This window comes from Bacterioplanoides sp. SCSIO 12839 (assembly GCF_024397975.1).
Classification (GTDB): Bacteria; Pseudomonadota; Gammaproteobacteria; order Pseudomonadales; family Oceanobacteraceae; genus Bacterioplanoides.
In genome coordinates this window covers 427,501-450,361 of the sequence record NZ_CP073745.1, presented here as the reverse complement: position 1 = coordinate 450,361, position 22,861 = coordinate 427,501, and the positions used below count along the sequence as shown (strand labels likewise).

Below are 22,861 nucleotides of genomic sequence, written 5' to 3'. Positions count from 1 at the left end.
TCTGATTACGCTATAATCGCCACCATCAGAAACCGGCTATAAGCCGGTTTTATTTATTCTTAATATTTATTCTGTTGTCACTTCAGGCCGGAGCCAGCCATGCCGTTACCACGTAAAGCCGCCATGCATACTGCACAAATTCTGAGTGAAGCGCTGCCTTACCTGCAGCGCTTTGTTGGCAAAACCATCGTGGTGAAATACGGCGGCAACGCCATGATCGATGACGAGCTGAAGAACAGCTTTGCCCGCGACATGGTGATGTTGAAGCTGATTGGCATTAATCCGATTGTGGTGCATGGCGGCGGTCCTCAGATTGGTGAGTTGCTGGATAAACTGAGTATCGAAAGCCGTTTCGTCAATGGCATGCGTGTCACCACGTCAGAAACCATGGATGTGGTTGAAATGGTACTGGGCGGCCTGGTCAACAAAGACATCGTTAACCTGATTAATCAGAATGGTGGTAAAGCCCTGGGGTTAACCGGTAAAGACGGCCAGTTGTTGCACGCCAAAAAGCTCAAGGTCACACACACCTCACCCGAAATGCAGAAGCCAGAAATCATCGATATCGGTCATGTGGGTGAAGTTGCACACATCAACACCCAAGTACTGGATATGCTCACCCAGAGTGATTTTATCCCGGTAATTGCGCCGATTGGTGTTGGTGAAGATGGCGCTTCTTACAACATCAACGCCGACCTGGTAGCCGGTAAAGTGGCTGAAGTATTACAAGCTGAAAAGTTAATTCTGCTGACCAATATCGCCGGACTGATGGATAAAGAAGGTGAAATCCTCACCGGGCTAACCACCGAACAGGTTGATGGGCTGATTGCTGATGGCACCATTTATGGCGGCATGCTGCCAAAAATCCAATGTGCTCTGGATGCGGTTCATGCAGGTGTTACCAGCGCTCATATTATTGATGGCCGCGTTTCTCACTCCACTCTGTTGGAATTATTTACCGACGAAGGCGTTGGCACCTTGATTACCAATGCGCGCGGTTAATCCGAAGGACAGATAATGACAGACAACAGTGAAAAGATTTCCCGCCGCGATCAGATTCTGCAGGCACTAGCCCATATGCTGGAAACTAATCCGGGAGCACGCATCACCACAGCTAACCTGGCAAAAGCGGTTGGCGTCTCAGAGGCGGCCCTGTATCGCCACTTTCCCAGCAAGGCAAAGATGTTTGAAGGTCTGATCAGTTTTATTGAAGACACCATCTTCAGCCGCATCAACCTGATTCTTCAGGAAATCAACAGCGCCGATCAGCGTTGTGAGAAAACTCTGATGCTGGTGCTAACGTTTGCGGAAAAGAATCCGGGAATGTGTCGTTTATTATCGGGCGATGCACTGGCCGGGGAAACCGACCGCTTACGTCAGCGTATTCAGCAGTTCTTTGAGCGCATTGAAACCCAGCTGAAACAGATTCTGCGTGAAGCTGAGATGCGTGAAGGTCTGGTACCGACACAAACCGTCAGCGCTGAAGCCAATTTATTAACCGCGTTATTAGAAGGCCGGATTCGCCAGTATGTACGCACCGAGTTTTCCGCCAAACCAACCCAATACTGGGATGAGCAATGGCCTCTGGTAAAAGCGAATTTACTGCGCGAAAAAAATCTCTGACAAATACCCTGCAGCAGACATAAAAAAACGCCAGCTGTTAATACATCTGGCGTTTTTTACGTTTGGCGCTTTGCAAGAGCTATTTCATTTAGCCCGCTACTTCACCACGCTTAACGACGGACGGCCACCGCCTTTTTTCGGGTTAGAACCATTCTTAGGCGATTGGTTATCCGGTACTGGCGGCTCAGGTGGCTGATCCGGATCCGGAGCACCCGCCTCAGAACCAAACACCATACCTTGACCATTCTCCCGGGCGTAAATCGCCAGGATAGCAACAATAGGCACATACACATCCATCGGCACACCACCAAAGCGTGCACTGAATGACAGGCCATCCTGATTGATCAGCAGGTTCTGAACCGCACTCGGGCTGATGTTCAGCACAATCTGCCCGTTGTTTACATAATCCTGAGGCACCTGTACGCCCTGAATCCCCGCATCGACCAGCACATACGGCGTGCAATGGTTATCCAGAATCCACTCATTCAGCGCCCGCATTAAATACGGGCGGCTCGGCGTCATGCTGTGTTCCATCAGTCGCGCATCTCACGCTCAGCTTCGGATAAGCTGGCCTGGAACGATTCACGCTCGAACAAGCGCTCCATGTAGCTCAGCAATGGCTTGCACTGTTTCTCAGGTAATTCGATACCCAGTGCCGGTAAACGCCACAGAATCGGAGCCACACAGCAATCAACCAGCGAGAAGTCTTCGCTCATGAAATACGGCATTTCAGTGAAGATTGGCGTAATCGACATCAGACTTTCGGTCAGCTCTTTGCGAGCAGCTTCTGCGTCTTTATCAGAACCCCATTGAATGGTCTTGATCAGGTCAGCCCAGTCTTTCTCAATGCGGTTTACCCACAGACGGCTTTGTGCACGTGCAACCGGATAAACAGGCAGCAGAGGTGGATGAGGGAAACGCTCATCCAGATATTCCATCATCACGTTGGCGTCGTACAACACCAGATCACGGTCTACCAGAGTTGGTAAAGAGTTATACGGGTTCAGGCTTGCCAGGTCTTCCGGCTTATTGTCCGGATCCACATCGTGAATTTCTACGGCTACCCCTTTTTCCGCCAGTACGATACGTACGCGGTGACTGTAATGATCAGACGCATCTGAATAAAACGTCATGGAAGAGCGCTTGGCTACAACTCCCATATTTTCCTCACTTTTCTCAGTAAACCTAAAAACTTGGGTGTTTTAAAAACAACAATAGCCCGACCGCAAAAACGGCCGGGCTTTGGTACGTAACTGGGGCGTATTACTTAATATCGCGCCAGAATTCTTTGTTCAGCATGTACACAGGAACAAAGAAAATTGCCAGGAATAACAGTACCCACCAACCCAGACGCTGACGCTCAACCGCAATGGGTTCAGCAACATAAGTCAGGAAGTTCACCAGGTCGAACACCAAACGGTCGTATTCTTTTGGTGACAAAGTACCTTCTTCTGCCAGATACAGAACACCGTCCTGCTCTTCAGTGATTTCCTGGCCTGTCAGAGTGTCATAACCCACAGCAACCTGAGCAGTGCCCATTACCTGACGACCTTGCAGATCAGCCAGAACGTGCGGCATACCTACATCTTTAAAGACCGAGTTATTCACACCCCAAGGGCGGCTTGGATCTTCGTAGAAGCTACGCAGGTAAGTGTAGAGCCAGTCTGGACGACGAACACGAGCAACCAGAGTCAGATCCGGAGGTGTCGCACCAAACCAGGTCTTACCATCTTCCGGACGCATCGCGTTAGACATCAGAGAGCCGATTTTAGTATCCGGGAACACCAGGTTCTCCATCATCAGCTCTTCCGGGATATCCAGGTCACGGGCAACACGGTTATAACGTGCATGCTCCAGTGAGTGACAGCCCATACAGTAGTTCATATAAACCTGAGCACCACGCTGCAGAGACGCTTTGTCGTGCAGGTCAGTCTTATGTTCATCCAGGTGGATGTTAGCGCCACCGCCAGCAACAGCCAGTGCCGGAACGATAGCAGCCAATAAACCTAATAATTTTTTCATGCTTAGTGACCTCCGGTTACACGCTCTGGCACAGGTTTGGTTTTCTCGATCTTGGTGTAAATCGGCATTAACAGGAAGAAGCCGAAATAGATAACCGAAGAAATACGCGCCATCAGAGTGTTGATGTCAGTCGCAGGCTGAGTACCCAGCCAGGTCAGCAATACGAAGGCAATCGCAAAGACAACAATGAATACTTTGCTGATCCAGCCTTTGTAGCGCCAGCTACGAACCGGGCTACGATCCAGCCAAGGCAGAACAAACAGAATGGCAATCGCACCGCCCATGGCTACAACACCCAGTAACTTGTCTGGAATTGCACGCAGGATGGCGTAGAACGCACCGAAGTACCATACCGGAGCAATGTGCTCAGGGGTCTTCAGACCATTCGCTGGTTCAAAGTTGGCGTATTCCAGCATGAAACCGCCACCTTCTGGCATAAAGAACATAACGCTACAGAACACCATCAGGAAGACCACAATACCCACCATATCGTGCACGGTGTAGTAAGGGTGGAAAGGTACGCCGTCTAATGGCTTACCGTTTTCATCTTTGTGTTTCTTAATATCAACGCCATCTGGGTTGTTAGAGCCCACTTCGTGCAATGCTAATAAGTGCATAACAACCAGCGCCACAATCACCAGTGGCAGAGCAATCACGTGCAGTGCGAAGAAACGGTTCAGAGTCGCGCCGGAGATCAGGAAGTCACCACGCACCCATTCAACCAGTGCATCACCAATACCAAAAGGAATTACGCCAAACAGAGAGATAATTACCTGCGCACCCCAGTAAGACATCTGACCCCAAGGCAGTACGTAACCCATGAAGGCTTCAGCCATCAGCAGCAAGTAGATCAGCATACCGAAGATCCAGATCAGCTCACGTGGCTTCTGGTAGGATCCGTACAGCAGAGCACGCATCATGTGCAGGTAAACGGCAACAAAGAAGAAGGTCGCACCGGTTGAATGCATATAACGAATCAACCAACCCCATTCAACATCACGCATGATGTATTCAACAGAAGCAAAAGCCGCTTCCGCGCTTGGCGTGAAGTTCATGGTCAGCCAGATACCAGACAGAATCTGGTTCACCAGCATTAACATGGAGATTACGCCGAAGAAGTACCAGAAGTTAAAGTTCTTCGGAGCATAGTACTTAGACATATGCTTTTCGTAGGTCTGAGTTACTGGCAGGCGGTCATCAATCCAACCCATCAGAGTATTTTGCTGCTTGCTCATTAAGCGTTCTCCTCATCAACACCGATGATCACAATGCCGTCGCTTTCGAAAGAATAGGGAGGAACTACCAGGTTTGCAGATGCCGGAGAACCGTTAAATACACGGCCTGACAGGTCAAACTTAGAACCGTGACATGGGCAGAACCAACCACCCTGCCAGTTGGCATCGAATGGTTCAGGCTTCACCTCAGCGTGATATTTCGGAGCGCAACCCAGGTGAGTACATACACCCAACAGAACAATCAGGTCAGGCTGACGGGAACGGTTGATATTGTCCGCGTACGCTGGTTGCTGATCTTTGTTGCTGTTTTCCGGATCTTTCAGGTTACCGTTCAGCGTTGGCAGAGTTGCCAGAGCCTCTTCCGTACGACGGGCAATATAAACAGGCTTGCCACGCCATTCGGCGGTAATCATCGCGCCAGGTTCAATTTTACTTACGTCAACTTTAGCCGGGGCACCCGCCGCCTTCGCTTTTTCACTTGGATTCCAAGATTTCACGAAGGGTACTGCGACAAAACCCGCACCGACAGCACCGACAGCAGCAGTCGCGCCTACGAGCAGAGTACGTCGACTCTTATTCACGCCGTCTTGACTCATTACCATCCTCTCCCATCAAAAAAAATCTAATGTTGCCAGTCGGAAGCTGCAATATTGTGCACTTGTTATACAGACCAAACATAGCAAACAGAGCGGCGCACATACTAAAGAAAAGCGGCCGCAGAGACAACTATAAAACCCAATAACCATGGGGTTTTGAGGCATAAAAAAAGCGTCCATTGACATAAGCCAAGGGACGCTTCTTTTCTTCCGAATTCCAGTGATGGAATTGGAGGCAAGCTTAACGCTTGGAGAATTGTGGCTTCTTACGTGCTTTACGCAGACCCACTTTCTTACGCTCAACTTCACGAGCATCACGAGTAACATAACCCGCAGCACGCAGAGATGGACGCAGAGTCTCATCGTATTGCATCAGAGCACGAGTGATACCGTGACGGATAGCACCCGCCTGACCGTTACCACCACCGCCGTTAACATTAACGATGATATCGAATTTCTCTAAGCTTTCGGTCAGCTCCAGAGGCTGGCGAACTACCATGCGAGCAGTTTCACGACCGAAGTAAACATCCAGAGGACGTTTGTTAACAACGATGTTGCCAGTACCTGGACGTAAGAAAACACGTGCAGTAGAAGTCTTACGACGACCAGTACCGTAGTATTGTTCTGCCATGATCTTATCCTACTTTCAGTTCTTGTGGCTGTTGCGCAGCATGTGGATGCTCGCTACCAGCGTAAACTTTCATTTTCTTGAACATAGCACGACCCAGAGGGTTCTTAGGCAGCATGCCTTTAACGGCCAGTTCAATTACTTGTTCAGGCTTGTAGTCGATCAGCTTGTCAAAAGAGATCGATTTCAGACCACCTGGGTAACCAGTGTGACGGTGATACATTTTATCACTGCCTTTGTTGCCGGTTACTTTAACTTTGTCTGCGTTGATAACTACGATGTAATCGCCAGTGTCTACGTGTGGCGTGTACTCAGGCTTGTGCTTGCCTCTCAAATGGCGAGCAACCTCAGTAGCCAGACGACCCAGCGTTTGCTCAGCTGCATCAACTACAAACCATTCACGTTTTACGGTTTCGGGTTTTGCGCTGTAAGTTTTCATCAATTTCTCGCCTTCAAGGGCAGGTTGATTCAAAAGAGGGCGGCATTCTATAGGAAGGGTTTGTCATACGCAAGCAATATTCGCTCATAAATTCAGCAGTGCTGAATTACCCTCCTGCAGCCCAGAGATGATGGGGAAAATAGACGCATAAAGCAGACCTCTATGCGTCACGTCCTTCAGTAATGTTCAGGTTCTCGGAACTTTACCAAGCCATAAATCAGCACCAGTAAGGTCACCATAATATCCAGCAATATCGCCAACGCCATCATGGTCGAGGTACCTTCCTGCTGATCGTAGCCAGCGGTCTGGCCGACATAAAAGCCACCCGCACTGATTAAAAAGCCAATCAGAATACAGGCAATCAGAAAGTAACCCTTGCCGTCGTCCAGCGTCAGCGTTTCTTCCAGTACTTTGCGTTGCAGCAGAAAATACGCAACAAAACACACAACACCGGCAATCCCCATGCTTACCAAGAAAAATGCAATCATAACCTTTGATCCGATAATTATTTTCCTAGAGCAAGCCTAGTTCAAAGGATCGGAGTCGCAAGTAAGGGAATTGGATCTTCGACAGAAGACCTAACAGGCATCAGATATTTTTTCTCGCAGCGCCGAAGGGCCATCCCGGGCCCTGCAGCGCTACCGCAACATCCTGTTGCTGCTACAAAAATAGCTCACACCAATTAGTCTTGTTAAATCAATGCTCACGGGTGGCACGAAATTCAATTTCCGGCCAACGCTCTTCCGTCAGGCTTAGGTTCACCCGAGACGTTGCGATATAGGTTAAATGGCCGCCACCGTCGATCGCCAGATTCTCAGAAGCTTTCTTGCGGAATTCTTCCAGCTTGCGCTCATCGTCGCATTGCAACCAACGCGCGGTGTTCACATTCACAGGCTCGTAAATACATTCCACTTTATATTCATCGCGCAGACGCTGCTGAACCACATCAAACTGCAGCACACCCACGGCACCCAGAATCAGGTCGTTGTTATTCAGCGGTTGGAATAACTGAGTCGCGCCCTCTTCCGATAACTGCTGCAAACCTTTCTGTAGCTGTTTCATCTTCAGCGGGTCTTTTAAGCGGACCCGACGGAACAGTTCCGGGGCGAAATGTGGAATGCCGGTGAACTGTAATTCTTCCCCCTGAGTAAAGGTGTCACCAATCTGAATCGTGCCGTGGTTGTGCAAACCAATGATTTCACCAGAGATGGCTTCTTCCACATTCGAGCGGTCACCAGCCAGGAAGGTCACCGCATCCGCCACCTTCACGTCTTTACCGAGACGGGTATGCTTCATCTTCATACCCTTGGAATAGGTACCGGAGCAGATGCGCATAAAGGCAATACGGTCACGGTGTTTTGGGTCCATATTGGCCTGAATTTTAAAGATAAAGCCGGAGAACTTAGCTTCGTCAGGTTTAACCACACGCTGCTTGGTTTCACGCTCAATCGGTGCTGGCGCCCAGTCAACGAAATAATCCAGCATTTCACGAATACCAAAATTCGCCAGTGCCGTACCAAAAAAGACGGGAGTCATCTCGCCAGCCAAATATTGCTCTAGATCGAACTCGTAACTGGCACCACGCACCAGCTCCACTTCGTCCATCAACTCATCCACCAGCTCATCGCCTAGCTCTGCACGAGCTTCGGCGGAATCAATGCCTTTAATCTGAACATCATCCGGTACCACGGACGCCTGTCCTGGCTGGAATAAATGCACGGTATCCGTGTACAGGTTGTAAACGCCTCGGAACGCCTTCCCCATGCCAATTGGCCAGGTCACCGGGGCACACTTAATTTTCAGAACCGTTTCGATTTCATCCAGTACTTCGATGTGATCACGAACTTCACGGTCCATCTTATTAATAAAGGTAAAAATCGGCGTATCACGCAGACGACAAACATCCATCAGTTTAATGGTTCGGTCTTCCACACCTTTAGCGCCGTCGATCACCATCAATACCGAATCTACCGCTGTCAGCGTGCGGTAGGTATCTTCCGAGAAGTCTTCGTGTCCAGGGGTATCGAGCAGATTGACCATGCGCTCTTTATACGGGAACTGCATCACCGAGGTGGTAATCGAGATGCCCCGATCTTGTTCCATCTGCATCCAGTCAGACGTTGCCATACGGCCGGTTTTTTTACCTTTTACCGTCCCGGCTAGCTGAATGGCATTACCTAACAGCAACAACTTTTCAGTGATGGTGGTCTTACCCGCATCCGGGTGGGAAATAATGCCAAAGGTACGGCGTTGGCCAACCTCGGTCTGAAAGGCAGAAGACGACATAGCAGAGTCTCAGAAATAATAAGCAGTATGAAATGGCGGGCATTGTCGTCGAATCTGTGACAAAGCTCAAACGATGCCGGGATAAAAACCATTATGAAACCGTTCATAACCTCAGGTTATAAAACTCACATCAGAAATTACTTTAATCAGAGATAAGTCCGCACTATTGCTTACGTACGAATACTTCAAACCCGCAATTACTGATATTAATCAAATGACGGCCCCCATTATTTTTTTGGCTTGTGATAGCCTCTCGCGCCTTCTGAAAAGCGCCGATATCGACGAGTGGTGTTTTTTCCTATTTCTTTTTATCGATGTGAGGTCTGTATGGAATCAATCATCAGTGCAATTAATTCCCTGGTTTGGGGGCAATTAATGGTTCCCCTGCTGCTAGGGGTTGGCATTATGTTTTCGCTGCGCCTGCGCTTTATTCAACTGCGCCGCTTTAAGCATATGTTTTCGATTTTATTCAGCGGCAAAGGAAAAGATAACTTTGGAATTTCGCCGTTTCAGGCATTGTGTACGTCCTTAGCGTCCCGGGTCGGAACCGGTAACTTAGCCGGTGTAGCTGTTGCCCTGTACGTAGGTGGTGCAGGTGCCATTTTCTGGATGTGGATGACCGCTTTATTAGGCATGGCAACCGGTTACGCAGAAAGTGCATTAGCACAGTTATATAAAACCCAGGACGATCAGGGCACCTATCGCGGCGGCCCGGCTTATTATATTGAGCGCGGTCTGGGCCAACGCTGGATGGGCATGCTGTTCGCCGTCCTGCTGATTATTTCATTCGGCTTTGTGTTTAACGCGGTACAAGCTAACTCCATCGCCGTTGCCATGAACAGCGCTTTTGGTATTGATACTCTGACCACAGGTCTGGTGATTGCTGCGTTATCAGCCATCGTTATTTTTGGCGGCATTCATTCAATAGCCCGTGCTGCCGAAACACTGGTCCCCCTGATGGCATTGGTCTATCTGATGGTTGCTCTGTCTGTGGTAGCAATGAACTACGACAAAGTACCGGCGATGTTTGCTCAGATTTTCAGCAGCGCATTTGGCTTAGAACAAGCCGCTGGCGGTATCATGGGAGGCCTGATGGTGGCCTTATTAAATGGTGTTAAGCGAGGTTTGTATTCTAACGAAGCCGGTATGGGCAGCGCCCCGAACGCAGCTGCCAGTGCAGCTCCGAACCCACATCACCCAGCCTCTCAGGGCTTTGTACAGTCACTTGGAGTCTTTATCGACACCATTATTATCTGTACCTGTACCGCACTGGTGATCCTGCTGTCGGGCGTAATGGAACCTGGTAACGGCGTAAGTGGTGTTGAGCTGACTCAGGCCGCACTGGATGCCACCTTAGGTGGTGGCGGTAAAGCACTGGTTGCCATCGCTATTCTGTTTTTTGCCTTTACGTCGATCATCGGTAACTACATGTATGCGGAAAGCAATCTGATTTACCTGATGGGCAACCGTTACGTGAAACCATTATTGATGATCGTGCGCGCTCTTGTGATTGGTATGGTCATCTGGGGCGCAGTAGAAAAAGTTGGCATCGTTTGGGATGCTGCAGATGCGTCCATGGGGCTGATGGCCATGGTCAACTTAGTCGCTCTGATCTTACTGTCGGGCGTAGTGATTAAACTGACCCGTGATTACGAACAGCAGTTGAATCAGAAACAGGTGCCACACTTCAACAGCAGTGATGACTACCCGGGCACCATCGACCACAACATCTGGACCCGATAACATCACCAGGGTCCGACAACAACATCCGGATCCGAAAGAGTGCGTTATATCAGGTAAAGCGTGATTCATGCCGTTATACTGGCGGCATGAATCATGACCTTAATCTTGTTCTGCAACGCCTGTCCTGGCTGCGCTTATCCATCGCCTCTGTTTGGCTGATATTTCTTGGCTACCTGCAATATCAGGGGTTTGGCCAACTGTCTGTCGCATGGTTGTTACTGGCCCTGTATATGCCATTGTTATTAATCAGTGGCTGGCAAGGGCAACGCAGTCAATTCGGCAAGCATCAGCCTATCAAAGACTGGCATCTGTTATTACACCTGGCATTTGAAACACAATTACTGGCCGGACTGCTGTTTTTTACCGGCGGAGCCACCAACCCGTTTATTTCCTATTTTCTGGTATTGCTGGTATTCGCCGCCTACAGCCTGAACACCGGCATGGCATTATGGGTCGCGCTGTTATGTATTATTGACTACAGCGCACTGACACAGTGGTATCAGCCATTAATGGCTGCCAACCACAACCATGCTTTAGGAGGTCACTCTTTATTCGACTGGCACCTAGCGGGTATGTGGCTGACGTTTGTCATCAGTGCCTTAATTGTCATCACTTTTATTCCCATGCTGCTGAAAGCGCGACAAAAGCAGCAGAAAGAAATCCAACAATTGCGCGAACAACAGCTCAAAAACGAACAACTGATCGGCATTGCCACTTTGGCCGCGGGTACAGCCCATGAAATGGGCACACCATTGATGACCATGCATATGATTCTTGATGACATCGCCATGCAACCTGATCACCTGTTGACCAAGCAGGATCTGCATTTATTACGCGAGCAAGTTGCCAGCTGCAGACAATCGCTGCAACACTTAGCCAATGCTGGCCGACACGCTCATCATATTGGCCAACAAACGTCATATCACTGGTTATGCACATTGCTGCATCGCTGGCGCCTTAGTCACCCAAATGCCCTCTGGGTTGATAATGGCATTGATGCTGAGGCAACTGTCACCGCTTCACCTCTGCTGGATCAGGCATTGTTGAACCTGTTAGATAACGCTGCCGAAGCCGGTAATCAGCCAATCGAGCTGAAAGTGACACTAGAAAAGCACCTCTGGACACTCGATATTGTTCAGCCTGACCCGGAAGCAGCCTCACACATTAACAAACAGGCACTGTTCAGCAGCAACAAAGAACATGGCATGGGGATTGGTTTATATCTGAGTAATGCCAGTGTTGAACAATTCGGCGGGCAAGTACTGTTAAAAGCGCTGGATAACGGCGGCAGCTTATGTCAGATTCAGCTGCCTCGGGTAAAACCGAATCGCGCGAAAGCACAGTAATACAGCGGCAAAAAGACGGTATATGAATAAACCTGATATTCTGGTGATTGATGACGACCTGCATTTTACTCAGGTGTTATGCCGCAGCTTAGAGCGCCACGGGCACACATGCTGGCATGCAGAAACTGCGGAACAGGCGTTAACGCTTGCACAGCAGCATCAACCACAATGGGTCACATTAGATTTACGCTTAGAAAAAGACTCAGGGTTACAACTTATTGAACCGCTGAAACACATACTGCCCGATGCCCGAATTGTGATGCTCACTGGTTACGCCAGCATTCCCACAGCCGTTGAAGCCGTTAAATTAGGCGCTTATAACTACCTGCATAAACCCGCCACGTTACTGGAATTATTAAATGCCTTTTCGGATGAGCCACAAACATCCGATGTCGAAGAAGCGCCGGAAGTGATGTCGGTGGAGCGGATGGAATGGGAGCATATTCAGCGCATTCTGAATGAAAACGATGGCAATATTTCCGCGACCGCACGAGCCTTGAACATGCACCGCCGAACCCTGCAACGCAAGCTGCAGAAATACGCGCCGCGCTAGAGACAGTATCGATTAACGAAAGTAAGAGTCTTCGTCGAAGGTGCTTAACCAGCGCGGATGGAACACCACCATACCTGTGATAAACATGCCATTCACCACCCCTTCCGGAAACATCATCAAGGGCAAATAGCGTAAATAATCACGCCAGAGAATATCGGGAGTGTATAACTCCATCACCAGCAATAACGCACTGCGGATAATATCGGTAAACGCATGGGTAAAACCGGCGTTAAAAAATCCAGCCACCAGAATATAAACAAACGGGTTATGGGTCATGCGCCGGTATACCAGCAGATAGAAGCCATAGCTGAACATCACAGGTAACGCACTGAAAAATACGTACTGATATGCCAGCTCTTGCCAGATAAATTTACCCGCCAGCAACATCAGCAACTGAACAAAAAACGCGGCTAATAAAGCCAGCTGCCAGCCCATCATCAGGGTGAGCGCGGTATAGCCCAGAATATGAAATTCAATACCCGGCTGAATACCCGCCCGTAAATACCAGAACACTGATACCACCAGCACACTGCCCCAGAACATATGCTGAGCAGCACGGTGAGCCTGAATCGCGGACCAGTTCACCTGCCGAATGGCGGCCAGCAAAATCAATACAGCAATAACCGCGCTGAAAATCAGTAATTCATTGGGAATCATTAATGCGCGATCGACAGTTTCGGTCATAGCATAATGCCTGGTCAGATCAGGAAAGCTTAGAGTAATGGCAAGGCGAATAATAACGCATCTTCGCGCCCACCAGAGGTTGGGTAATAATTACGCCGACGACCGGTTTCACAGAAACCCAACAGCTCATACAAGGCAATGGCAGAGGCATTACTCTCACGGACTTCAAGAAACAGCTGCTCAGCTGACGCTGCATTGGCTACTGCAATCACCTGTTGCGCCATTTGTTTACCAAACCCTTGTCCCTGGTAATCCGGATGCACTGCAATGGTTAATAATTCGGCCTGATCGGCAATCACGGACACCACAGCATGGGCAACAACACGCTGCTGATATTCCAACACCCAACAGACATCGGGCTTTTCCAGATAACGCTGCATGATACTGGCGGCCCAAGGGTGTGAATGCGCCGCTTGCTCCACCTGCATGATGGCTTCTAAATCGGATTGTTGAGCCGCACGAATCACAATACGTTTCTCACCTGATACCTTATTCGTTCGATGCTTGACTGGTGCTACAGCACGGAACCTTGCTGGAGCAGCATATGCCACAGACGCCGTTTTTCTGCCGGAGTTTCTAACACCTGATTCAGGTTGGCCGCCCAAAAGCTGTTTTTTTCATGCATTTCAGCGCCGGCTAATGGCAACCATTGTTGGCAGTCGTCCCCAAAAGCGACGATATATTGCGATCCTTGTGTCGCAAAATGCTGCCACTGAGCGGTCAGTGCCTGAACGGCCACAGACTGACTCTGATCATGATGGCTGGATTCAATAAATGGCCAGCGGAAGGTCAGCGGTGCCTGCATCATATCCAGCGGTTGCTGCATCCCAGCCATCACCCGATAAGCAAAGCGCATCATGGCATCCAGTGTCTGAGCATCCTGACACACCCAAACACCGTGCTGACCCACGCGTAAGAAATGTAATTCAAACCGAGGTGGAGTCAGATCCACCGCCTCTGCAGCAGTGACTTCAGCGGTTGCAACAGGACTAGGGACAGCGGTGTTATTTTCGGCCGACTTACTGATCGGTGGTAGCGCTGCATTCTGAGCACCGCGAGACTGTTGCGCAGCATCACCTACGGCCAATAATTCGGCCGCCATCACCGGTGGAATATGATGGCTTTGCGCCAGTTGCTCCACTTCTTGATGGGAATGATGATTGGCCGCTTCGGTGGGCAACCAACGAGGCTCAGGAGCATTTTCCAGTGCACTACGGGGCATCCACTGTGTGATGCCCATGGCCTGTAAATAATCGAGCCGCGTTTGCTCCAGCATAGCGGTAATTAAACGCCGTCAGCTTGAGGGTGCTGACGCTCAGCGTCCCCTTCCAGCAGGTTTAGTGCGTGGATATAGGCTTTGGCTGACGCAATCACGATATCAGTATCAGCACCGTTACCGTTCACAATACGGCCGCCTTTCTCCAAACGTACAGTGACTTCACCCTGAGAGTCGGTTCCCTCAGTAATGGCATTCACCGAGTACAACAGCAGGTTAGCGCCAGACTGAGCGACGGCTTCAATGGCTTTAAATGAAGCATCAACCGGGCCGCTGCCATCGGATTTGTTTTTAAACTCTTCGCCGTTACGGCTAACCACGACTTCGGCTACCGGAGTTTCGCCGGTGGCGGAGTGGCTTTCCAGCGACACTAACTTATAGAGATCTTCTACCGCAGCGGCTTTGGCTTCAGACACCAGCGCCTGTAAATCTTCATCGAAGATTTCATGCTTTTTGTCAGCCAGATCTTTAAAACGGGCAAAAGCTTCGTTTAATGCCGCATCTGTATCAAAGGTTACACCCAGCTCTTCCAGGCGACTACGGAATGCCGCACGACCAGAGTGCTTACCCATCACCATTTTGTTGGCGCCCCAGCCAACGTCTTCGGCTTTCATGATCTCGTAAGTTTCACGATGCTTCAGTACGCCGTCCTGGTGAATACCCGATTCGTGAGCAAAGGCATTCGCACCAACAATGGCTTTGTTAGGCTGCACCGGGAAGCCGGTAATGGAAGACACCAAACGTGAAGTCGGAACGATGTGAGTCGTATCAATGCCGGTTTCGATATTAAACAGGTCATGACGGGTACGGGTTGCCATCACCAGCTCTTCCAGTGACGCGTTACCGGCACGTTCGCCCAGACCATTGATAGTACATTCCACCTGACGTGCACCATTGGCAACCGCAGCCAGCGAGTTAGCGACTGCCAGACCTAAGTCGTTATGGCAATGCACGGAGAAGATGGCTTTATCAGAGTTCGGAATACGCTCAAGCAGGGTTTTGATTTTATGGCCGAATTCTTCCGGAATGGCATAACCCACGGTATCCGGAATATTAATGGTGGAGGCACCGGCATCGATGGCCGCTTCAATAATGCGACATAAGAAATCGTCTTCAGAACGACCGGCATCTTCACAGGAGAATTCAACGTCTTCGACAAAACCACGGGCTTTCTTAACCGCGTATACCGCCTGCTCTATGACCTGATCCGGCTCCATCCGCAGCTTGTATTGCATGTGAATCGGCGAGGTAGCAATAAAGGTATGAATACGAGCACGCTCGGCTTGCTTCAGAGCGGCAGCAGCGTGCTCAAGATCACGATCAACCGCACGAGCCAGTGAACAGATTGTGCTTTCACGAACGTTAGCGGCAACCGCCTGGATCGCTTCAAAGTCACCCGGGCTGGCAGCAGCAAAACCAGCCTCAATCACATCAACACGCATTTTTTCCAATGCTTTACCGATGCGGATCTTTTCGTCTTTGGTCATTGACGCACCAGGGCTTTGCTCCCCATCGCGCATCGTAGTATCAAAAATGACCAAACGATCTTGCTGACTCATGTGCTACTCCACTGCTAATCACGAATAAAATATCGCGCCATTATACGCGCGATACCGTGATTCTGCAGCAGAGAGAAAGGAGATTAGACGTTAAATATCAACGAATCGGGGTGGCTGTCAGATTCGTTGTCATATTCAGGTTTTGCATCACAATGCCGGTAAAAACAGTTTGCGGGGCAACCACATCCGGGTGTTTCAGCTGAACCTGGTCAATCTGGAAGTCTTTAAACGAAACATTACCCTGAACCGCAAAGCCCAATGGACGTAACGCTTTTTGTGCTTCTGTAGGGTTCTCAACATAGGTGAACGTGGTGCGCGTATCATCATCATAAATGAGCTCGCGACCAACTTCCGGATCCAGCGTAGGATTACCTTTTTTCAGTACCTTGGTTTCAAACACATCGATGTTCAGGTTAGCCCGGAAGCCGTAGTCATTTGTATCAGAAGTACCCAGACCATCATTGGTACTATAACCATCAAAGATAATCTGGGTACCACTACCATTAATGGAGTTTCCGGAAGCATCTGTACGACGATTATTTTCCCAGGTTAAACGATTTCGAGCGGTTGTTCCTGCACTCGTTAATCCCTCAGGCTCAAATGCCGCTTTTAACGCAACCGTCAGACCTTCATTACCACGGTCTTCCCAGCGACCACCAGCGGTACCACAGGATGATGCATCGGCGGCATTAGCACCCACACAAACGGCACCGGCACCGCCCGGGTTAATTGTTAACGATGAGCCTTTCTCAAATCGCTCCAAGACGATTCGCCCCAAGCTGCGGCCGGTGTTTCTATCACCCCAGCGCATATCATTAACATCCATCGTGCTCCACTGTTCAGTCCGATTAATACTCAGACCCGAATCACTGACATCCACCTGAAATCCACGTAAGTGGATCTCGTAGTCAACTCCTGTTGCCCAAACACCCTGGCCATTTTCGTCAACAGATAAACCGATGTTGCTGTCAGAAAACAAATAATCGCCATCCACCTGAATGCCACCGCCACTGACACCACCTGCAGTGATGAGAGTGTAGCCATCCAGATTAAAGTCCATCGCCTGAAAAACCTCGAGAGACAACAACAGCTCTGCGCCACCTTGAATCGGCGCGTTTTTATTACCAACTTTTAAACCATCAATGCTGTAACTACCCTGAAAACGATTTAAGCCTAAAGCAATGGCCGATTTGTTCAGCGTTCCAGGGTTATTGTCGTGATCAAACTGTCGTAAATCCAACGTTACATCACCGCGACCATAACTTTCGATACCACTGAAAATAACCGTTCTGGTGTTGTCGATATAAGCAACATTCGCTTGCTCAAGATTCCACTCAACCGCTGCCGACAAGCCTTCACTATTAACCGACAAGCCGGTGTAAAAATTTTGCGCGTAAGGACGAATAGCAACCGGTAAATCTGTCAAAACAGGCTGACGAATACCCGGATATAAACGAGTACGATTGCTGTAACCATTGCCATCAACAAATAAGAAATCCAACTGGATAGCTCCCACCGGATTCACCGCATCACCAATCATAATGCGGTCGGCATTAAAGGTGCCATCAAGGCGGTCATAACCAAGCAATAAGTGGTCAGACTCAACATCAAGCGTCAGGTTTGACACACTCAGAGAGCCATTAAAATCTCCCATAAATAAATCATTACCATCGTCGGTGAAACGAACAAAGTTATCCGGGTCTTGCAGAATATTAATATTCGCATCCAGACTGATACCTTCAGAACCTGAACGCCCACCGGCATACAACTGAGCATCCCCAGACAGAGCCAATTCACCGGATAATGTTCCCAGCGAGACATCCCCCAGTTTCAGGCCACCAGAAGAAAAGGAATAGGCAAACTGCTCTAAGTCGAAATTAAGACCGGTTTGATTACCTCTGACCGCTTCACCAATTCCCAAGCGCGTGACATTAGCGTTATAACCAATATCGTCAAAACTTAACGAGCTACCATTCGTGGTCCACACCAACTCGGCATCTGAGATGGATGTCTGGAATGAGCCTTCCAGATAATTGTCACCACTCTGAGAAGCACCAACGCGTATCAGGCTGGTACCGCTATAATCAAGCTGAAACTGACCAACACTACCAGCTGAGTCGTTAATACGAACAGCACCAACCGTTACTCGGGTAGGGTCAACCTCAGTAGCAATTCTCAGAGTACCGTCCGCTTCGATATCGACAATTTGTGTCGTTAAAGATGCCTGGCTGATATCCCCTTGCTGACCACGCTGAATATCCTGAATCTGTAGCTGATTGCCATCCTGAATATAGGCTAATTCATCAATGGACAATGCACTGCTGGTTTCAAGCGTGATACCAGCCTGACCAGTAACGGCTTCAAGCTCATGGTCACTGATGGGCTTTAATGCTGCGCTATAATCAGTCGATAAAAGAAGAACGGCGGGGATAAGTCTTTTCATTATGGCGTCCCCGTTGGAAAGATTAATAAGTTCCCCTGCAGATTTGCAGTGCCATTCACTTCGATGGTGACAACATCAGTTTGCTGAAAACCACTGTCCGTTGGCCGAGCACTATTACTGTTGGCAATGGTGAAGGAAGCGTTGTCATAATCGAGTTGGTTTGGCAAACCAATCTCAAACACATCACCATTGAAACTGGCCCCATCGTTACCAAAACCACTATTAATCGTTCGGGTTCGCAGTGTTAGTCCTTCAAACGAAAAACGTCCACGAATATTATCCAGGACAAACCAGCCACGACCATTACCGGTATTAATCGCCAGCCTTGCGCCGCAACGTCTGTCCAGCGTTCCTGAACTACAAACTGCTTGCCAGTTATAACCATTACCCGATGGCCCATCCGCATTCAGAGGACCACCAGACTCATTAATTACCAGATCACCGGTAAGGTATACGCCCCCCTGGCCAGTAACATTATCCATTTCAGCAGAAGATAAAGGTTCCAGAGCCGCGACATGAAAAGCAACAGAAGCAGAGAGCGTTAACAATATCTTTTTCATCATCACAAATCCCTGCTCGTTGCTCGCAGATATTGAATCTGTAAGTTAGAAATTGTTGAGCTACCAAAATTTGCATTGCCCACAGAGACATTGCCAATATGAATATCGGTTCGAGGGCCGTTCTGATAGAAGCTGTCGTAATAGGCTCGCCCCGCTGCATCAGCACAACCGCCGGTCGAATTTACAGAACCACAATTACCTGAAATATCGCCGATCTCTACCGTAAAGTTACCGGTTGAATCGACTTCAAACGTAACGGGTTGTTCCTGCCCCCAGCCAAGTTCACTTTCTAAAACAAAATCACTAAAAGTAACGTTGGCACCACAGTTATTTCCATCCGCGTCACATGCAAAAACGGTTAATGTATCTGCAAAAGCGCTGATGCCAACATTGCCGATCATTTCATTATTTTCGCCCCACAAACGTAAATAACTTCCATCGGTAACAAAACCGGTTGCATGAGCTTCAAGGGATTGCGAACGCGAGTTCGCAACTTCAAGGTCAAAACGAATGCCGAAGTCTGCCTGCTCTGATTCACGGCTTGTTAAAACAGAATAATCGATACCGGTAACACGATCGACTCGCTGACCATCCGACTGAGGGCGCCCGGGAAAGCGACTTTCATTTCGTGTTTCAGATGCTGTCACTAACATGCTTTTAGAGCCTGACGCACTACCAACAAGACGCTCAGGCGCGGCATATTCAAAAACCGCTTTATCTGCAATACCGATCGTATCGCCATCAACAAGCTCAATATTGTAGGGATATAACAGTCGGCCTAAATTGACGGGGTTACCAATAACGTTTGCCCCCTGATTACTTCCTGAGCCGGCAATATAAAGCTGTGAAACACTCAATACCACATCCTGACCACTGCTGTTCTGGATACCGCTGATATCAAGCCGGTTACCGGACGCAACATCGGTTCCTGCCTCAAAGGCAAAGTCTTCGAAGATAAACCCGAGTCCTTCTCCATCGATATTACCCAGCTGCTCGTCATCCAAACCAACCAGATCAGCATGCACATTGAAGGCTAGCAATAGCGAGCCAAGAGTAGTCGCGTACTTAGTCATAATATGGATCCAGCAGTTTAGTCCGAACACGTTCAATACCATTCAGAGACTGTTCGAAGTCAACGGTGATACCGCCATTAGGAATATTCATGAATGCACCAAATGGTGTCGTGGTGCCGGAGCCATTGTCATACCAGGTGACCTGTTTAGTCTGGAAGGATAAAAACAGTCCTGACGCTGGATTATTGTTCTGCCCAATATCCAACGTTCTAAAATTACTCAAATCAAAGCAGGTAGCAATCCCAAGTACAGCACAGTTGTTCGAGCGAAACAGGCCCAATAAAGCGCCAGTGATTGCACCGCAGTTCCCGCCGGGCAAGCAATCAAGCGTATCACCATTCACAACACCTACTTGCTGAGCCCTAATCTGATCTTCATCGCCATTGCTATTGACCAGCCGCGCCGCTGCCTCAAGTTCAGTACTATCCCCCACTCCAGCGATACTCAATAGGAAACGCTGAAAGCCACTTGCAGAAGCACGTATTGGCGCTGCTGTGCCAGCAACTCTCACTTCAATATTGCCTGTAAGATATTCAATATTACCGCTCAGTTTTCCAAGCGCTTCGCTAAAACCAACACGAAGTCCAACCAGCTCTTCTGTACCGTTGTTATCTTCAAATGCAAGTTCAAAAAATGGATCTTTGATATTAAATGGGTTCAGAGAACCATCGCTGTTAACACTCCCCAAAGCAAAGTCATTGATGCGAATATCACTACTCCCTGAAGCTTCCCCAGATCGCTCGTAACGACCCAATTCAACTAAATCAGCATTTAAAGAGACATCGACATCCATACCAAAGGTGAATTTGGTGAAGTCCGTATTACCCTGAGAAGTTCGGTCAATTTGCAGAAACGCCTGACCTGTCGCATCGGATAATTGACTATCCGACATAGGGGTTAAGTCCGCTAAAGCGGTTGGCACCCCTAACATAAGGAGCACGCTTAGCATCAGTTTTATCAAGGTGGAAACCTCGCAGTGAGAACAATCCACCTAAAACAATTGATCGTTACAACATGAAGATCGAAGGTGGTTGTTTATTTTTTATATTTATACAGGCCACCAGAATAAGAAATAACCAGATTCATTCAAGAGAAAAGGAAGGTACTATAGTACAGCTTTAAGAACTGTCTTTATTGGTTAACCCAATAAAAAGCTCTACTAGGTAAATTAAAGTTTCATCGGTAAATTTAAGTGGGATTTTGCGAGGGATTCGTAATCAAAAGAGGCAATTACAAGATAACTTTACCTTAAATCCGAAGAGGAAGAATTGTTTCAACCATTCAACAATCTGAAGCTATTTTTCTAAAAAATACCTCTATTAAGTTCAGTAATAACTCGTCTTCAACAAAGGCTAAACGGCAGGATGTTGCTCGTCAGAGCGAAGCTGCCCGCAGGGTATCGCCAGGAATGATTACCAGGCTTTTCTTACAGGCAAGAAAAAACCCCGATCGCATGAGCGACCGGGGTTTTAGGATAAGAGCTTGACGATGACCTACTCTCACATGGGGAAGCCCCACACTACCATCGGCGATACTGCGTTTCACTTCTGAGTTCGGAATGGATTCAGGTGGTTCCACAGCTCTATTGTCGTCAAGCAAAGCTTGTTGCATCGTGATTGTCTTACGCGCTCTGCAATCAGTCAGCTAATAGGTTGGATACATGAGTATGTAATTAAGATTCTCTCGCGAACCGGCGGTGCCGATTATTTTTTACTCTATTTAAGAGTTTGGCTTGTTAACACCACCAAGTTTGGGTGTTATATGGTCAAGCCTCACGGGCAATTAGTACAAGTTAGCTCAACGCCTCACAACGCTTACACACCTTGCCTATCAACCAGGTAGTCTTCCTGGGCCCTACAGGGAACTCGAAGTTCCAGTGAGATCTCATCTTGAAGGGGGCTTCCCGCTTAGATGCTTTCAGCGGTTATCCTGTCCGAACGTAGCTACCGGGCAATGCCATTGGCATGACAACCCGAACACCAGAGGTTCGTCCACTCCGGTCCTCTCGTACTAGGAGCAGCTCTTCTCAAATCTCAAACGCCCACGGCAGATAGGGACCGAACTGTCTCACGACGTTCTAAACCCAGCTCGCGTACCACTTTAAATGGCGAACAGCCATACCCTTGGGACCGGCTTCAGCCCCAGGATGTGATGAGCCGACATCGAGGTGCCAAACACCGCCGTCGATGTGAACTCTTGGGCGGTATCAGCCTGTTATCCCCGGAGTACCTTTTATCCGTTGAGCGATGGCCCTTCCATACAGAACCACCGGATCACTATGACCTACTTTCGTACCTGCTCGACGTGTCTGTCTCGCAGTTAAGCCGGCTTATGCCATTGCACTAACCTCCTGATGTCCGACCAGGATTAGCCGACCTTCGTGCTCCTCCGTTACTCTTTGGGAGGAGACCGCCCCAGTCAAACTACCCACCACACAGTGTCCTCGATCCAGATAATGGACCTGAGTTAGAACCCCAAATTGACCAGGCTGGTATTTCAAGATTGGCTCCACGCTAACTGGCGTTAACGCTTCAAAGCCTCCCAGCTATCCTACACAAGACAATTCAAAGTTCACTGTGAAGCTATAGTAAAGGTTCACGGGGTCTTTCCGTCTAGCCGCGGGAACGCAGCATCTTAACTGCGAATTCAATTTCACTGAGTCTCGGGTGGAGACAGTGTGGCCGTCGTTACGCCATTCGTGCAGGTCGGAACTTACCCGACAAGGAATTTCGCTACCTTAGGACCGTTATAGTTACGGCCGCCGTTTACCGGGGCTTCGATCAAGAGCTTCGCCG

22 protein-coding genes and 2 rRNA genes (1 of these 24 cut by a window edge) are annotated in these 22,861 nt (G+C 48.9%); 5 read left to right on the top strand and 19 right to left on the bottom strand.

The window, feature by feature from the left end; translation table 11 throughout:
- Positions 1-99 precede the first annotated feature (99 nt).
- Positions 100-1,002 (top strand): acetylglutamate kinase, encoded by a 903-nt coding sequence (gene argB, locus KFF03_RS02160; protein ID WP_255858635.1) that lies wholly within the window; start codon positions 100-102, stop codon positions 1,000-1,002.
- Positions 1,003-1,017: 15 nt separating this feature from the next.
- On the top strand, positions 1,018-1,623 hold the full coding sequence (gene slmA / locus KFF03_RS02155) for a nucleoid occlusion factor SlmA (protein WP_255858634.1): 606 nt from the start codon (positions 1,018-1,020) through the stop codon (positions 1,621-1,623).
- Positions 1,624-1,719: 96 nt separating this feature from the next.
- Here the strand turns inward: slmA and KFF03_RS02150 are convergent, their stop codons facing one another.
- The 9 genes from KFF03_RS02150 to KFF03_RS02110 all read right to left on the bottom strand — a co-directional run bounded on the left by KFF03_RS02150 (position 1,720) and on the right by KFF03_RS02110 (position 8,829).
- Positions 1,720-2,145 (bottom strand): ClpXP protease specificity-enhancing factor, encoded by a 426-nt coding sequence (locus KFF03_RS02150; RefSeq protein ID WP_255858633.1) that lies wholly within the window; start codon positions 2,143-2,145, stop codon positions 1,720-1,722.
- A gap of 11 nt (positions 2,146-2,156) precedes the next feature.
- The gene (gene sspA, locus KFF03_RS02145; protein WP_255858632.1) at positions 2,157-2,783 is read right to left on the bottom strand and encodes a stringent starvation protein SspA; all 627 of its coding nucleotides are present in this window, start codon (positions 2,781-2,783) and stop codon (positions 2,157-2,159) included.
- A 103-nt stretch (positions 2,784-2,886) separates the two neighbouring features.
- Positions 2,887-3,645: a cytochrome c1 gene (locus KFF03_RS02140; RefSeq protein ID WP_255858631.1), complete on the bottom strand. Its 759-nt coding sequence runs from the start codon at positions 3,643-3,645 to the stop codon at positions 2,887-2,889.
- 2 nt (positions 3,646-3,647) lie between these two features.
- A complete protein-coding gene (locus KFF03_RS02135; protein ID WP_255858630.1) occupies positions 3,648-4,880 on the bottom strand; it encodes a cytochrome bc complex cytochrome b subunit in 1,233 nt (410 codons plus the stop codon).
- Entirely contained in the window at positions 4,880-5,476 is a 597-nt protein-coding gene (petA, locus tag KFF03_RS02130; RefSeq protein ID WP_255858629.1) for a ubiquinol-cytochrome c reductase iron-sulfur subunit, read from the bottom strand. Before petA ends, KFF03_RS02135 begins: the two co-directional genes overlap by 1 nt.
- A gap of 241 nt (positions 5,477-5,717) precedes the next feature.
- A complete protein-coding gene (rpsI, locus tag KFF03_RS02125) occupies positions 5,718-6,110 on the bottom strand; it encodes a 30S ribosomal protein S9 (protein WP_255860818.1) in 393 nt (130 codons plus the stop codon).
- A gap of 1 nt (position 6,111) precedes the next feature.
- Entirely contained in the window at positions 6,112-6,543 is a 432-nt protein-coding gene (rplM, locus tag KFF03_RS02120; protein ID WP_255858628.1) for a 50S ribosomal protein L13, read from the bottom strand.
- A 176-nt stretch (positions 6,544-6,719) separates the two neighbouring features.
- On the bottom strand, positions 6,720-7,031 hold the full coding sequence (locus KFF03_RS02115) for a hypothetical protein (RefSeq protein ID WP_255858627.1): 312 nt from the start codon (positions 7,029-7,031) through the stop codon (positions 6,720-6,722).
- Between the two features lie 208 nt (positions 7,032-7,239).
- Positions 7,240-8,829: a peptide chain release factor 3 gene (locus KFF03_RS02110; protein ID WP_255858626.1), complete on the bottom strand. Its 1,590-nt coding sequence runs from the start codon at positions 8,827-8,829 to the stop codon at positions 7,240-7,242.
- 327 nt (positions 8,830-9,156) lie between these two features.
- On the opposite strand from KFF03_RS02110, the gene KFF03_RS02105 reads away from it, so the two are divergent.
- The 3 genes from KFF03_RS02105 to KFF03_RS02095 all read left to right on the top strand — a co-directional run bounded on the left by KFF03_RS02105 (position 9,157) and on the right by KFF03_RS02095 (position 12,471).
- Positions 9,157-10,572, top strand: a complete 1,416-nt coding sequence (locus KFF03_RS02105) for a sodium:alanine symporter family protein (protein ID WP_255858625.1) — start codon at positions 9,157-9,159, stop codon at positions 10,570-10,572.
- Positions 10,573-10,658: 86 nt separating this feature from the next.
- Positions 10,659-11,918 (top strand): ATP-binding protein, encoded by a 1,260-nt coding sequence (locus KFF03_RS02100; protein ID WP_255858624.1) that lies wholly within the window; start codon positions 10,659-10,661, stop codon positions 11,916-11,918.
- A gap of 22 nt (positions 11,919-11,940) precedes the next feature.
- Positions 11,941-12,471 (top strand): response regulator transcription factor, encoded by a 531-nt coding sequence (locus tag KFF03_RS02095; protein ID WP_255858623.1) that lies wholly within the window; start codon positions 11,941-11,943, stop codon positions 12,469-12,471.
- A gap of 12 nt (positions 12,472-12,483) precedes the next feature.
- Here KFF03_RS02095 and KFF03_RS02090 read toward each other — a convergent pair whose 3' ends face one another.
- From KFF03_RS02090 to KFF03_RS02045, 10 genes are all read right to left on the bottom strand, one after another.
- Positions 12,484-13,155, bottom strand: a complete 672-nt coding sequence (locus KFF03_RS02090; RefSeq protein ID WP_255858622.1) for an energy-coupling factor ABC transporter permease — start codon at positions 13,153-13,155, stop codon at positions 12,484-12,486.
- Between the two features lie 29 nt (positions 13,156-13,184).
- Positions 13,185-13,622 (bottom strand): ribosomal protein S18-alanine N-acetyltransferase, encoded by a 438-nt coding sequence (gene rimI / locus KFF03_RS02085; RefSeq protein WP_255858621.1) that lies wholly within the window; start codon positions 13,620-13,622, stop codon positions 13,185-13,187.
- Positions 13,623-13,669: 47 nt separating this feature from the next.
- Positions 13,670-14,431: a hypothetical protein gene (locus KFF03_RS02080; protein ID WP_255858620.1), complete on the bottom strand. Its 762-nt coding sequence runs from the start codon at positions 14,429-14,431 to the stop codon at positions 13,670-13,672.
- 8 nt (positions 14,432-14,439) lie between these two features.
- Positions 14,440-15,990, bottom strand: a complete 1,551-nt coding sequence (locus KFF03_RS02075) for a 2-isopropylmalate synthase (RefSeq protein WP_255858619.1) — start codon at positions 15,988-15,990, stop codon at positions 14,440-14,442.
- A gap of 97 nt (positions 15,991-16,087) precedes the next feature.
- Positions 16,088-18,433 carry a DUF6160 family protein gene (locus KFF03_RS02070; protein ID WP_255858618.1) on the bottom strand — a complete coding sequence of 782 codons (2,346 nt, stop codon included), beginning with the start codon at positions 18,431-18,433 and terminating at the stop codon, positions 16,088-16,090.
- On the bottom strand, positions 18,433-18,996 hold the full coding sequence (locus tag KFF03_RS02065; RefSeq protein WP_255858617.1) for a hypothetical protein: 564 nt from the start codon (positions 18,994-18,996) through the stop codon (positions 18,433-18,435). Before KFF03_RS02065 ends, KFF03_RS02070 begins: the two co-directional genes overlap by 1 nt.
- Positions 18,996-20,066, bottom strand: a complete 1,071-nt coding sequence (locus KFF03_RS02060; RefSeq protein ID WP_255858616.1) for a hypothetical protein — start codon at positions 20,064-20,066, stop codon at positions 18,996-18,998. The genes KFF03_RS02065 and KFF03_RS02060 overlap by 1 nt, the downstream gene beginning before the upstream one ends.
- Positions 20,059-20,958 (bottom strand): hypothetical protein, encoded by a 900-nt coding sequence (locus KFF03_RS02055; protein ID WP_255858615.1) that lies wholly within the window; start codon positions 20,956-20,958, stop codon positions 20,059-20,061. Before KFF03_RS02055 ends, KFF03_RS02060 begins: the two co-directional genes overlap by 8 nt.
- Before the next feature lie 588 nt (positions 20,959-21,546).
- Positions 21,547-21,662, bottom strand: a 5S ribosomal RNA gene (gene rrf, locus KFF03_RS02050).
- Positions 21,663-21,827: 165 nt separating this feature from the next.
- Positions 21,828-22,861, bottom strand: a 23S ribosomal RNA gene (locus tag KFF03_RS02045); it runs 1,854 nt beyond the window's last position.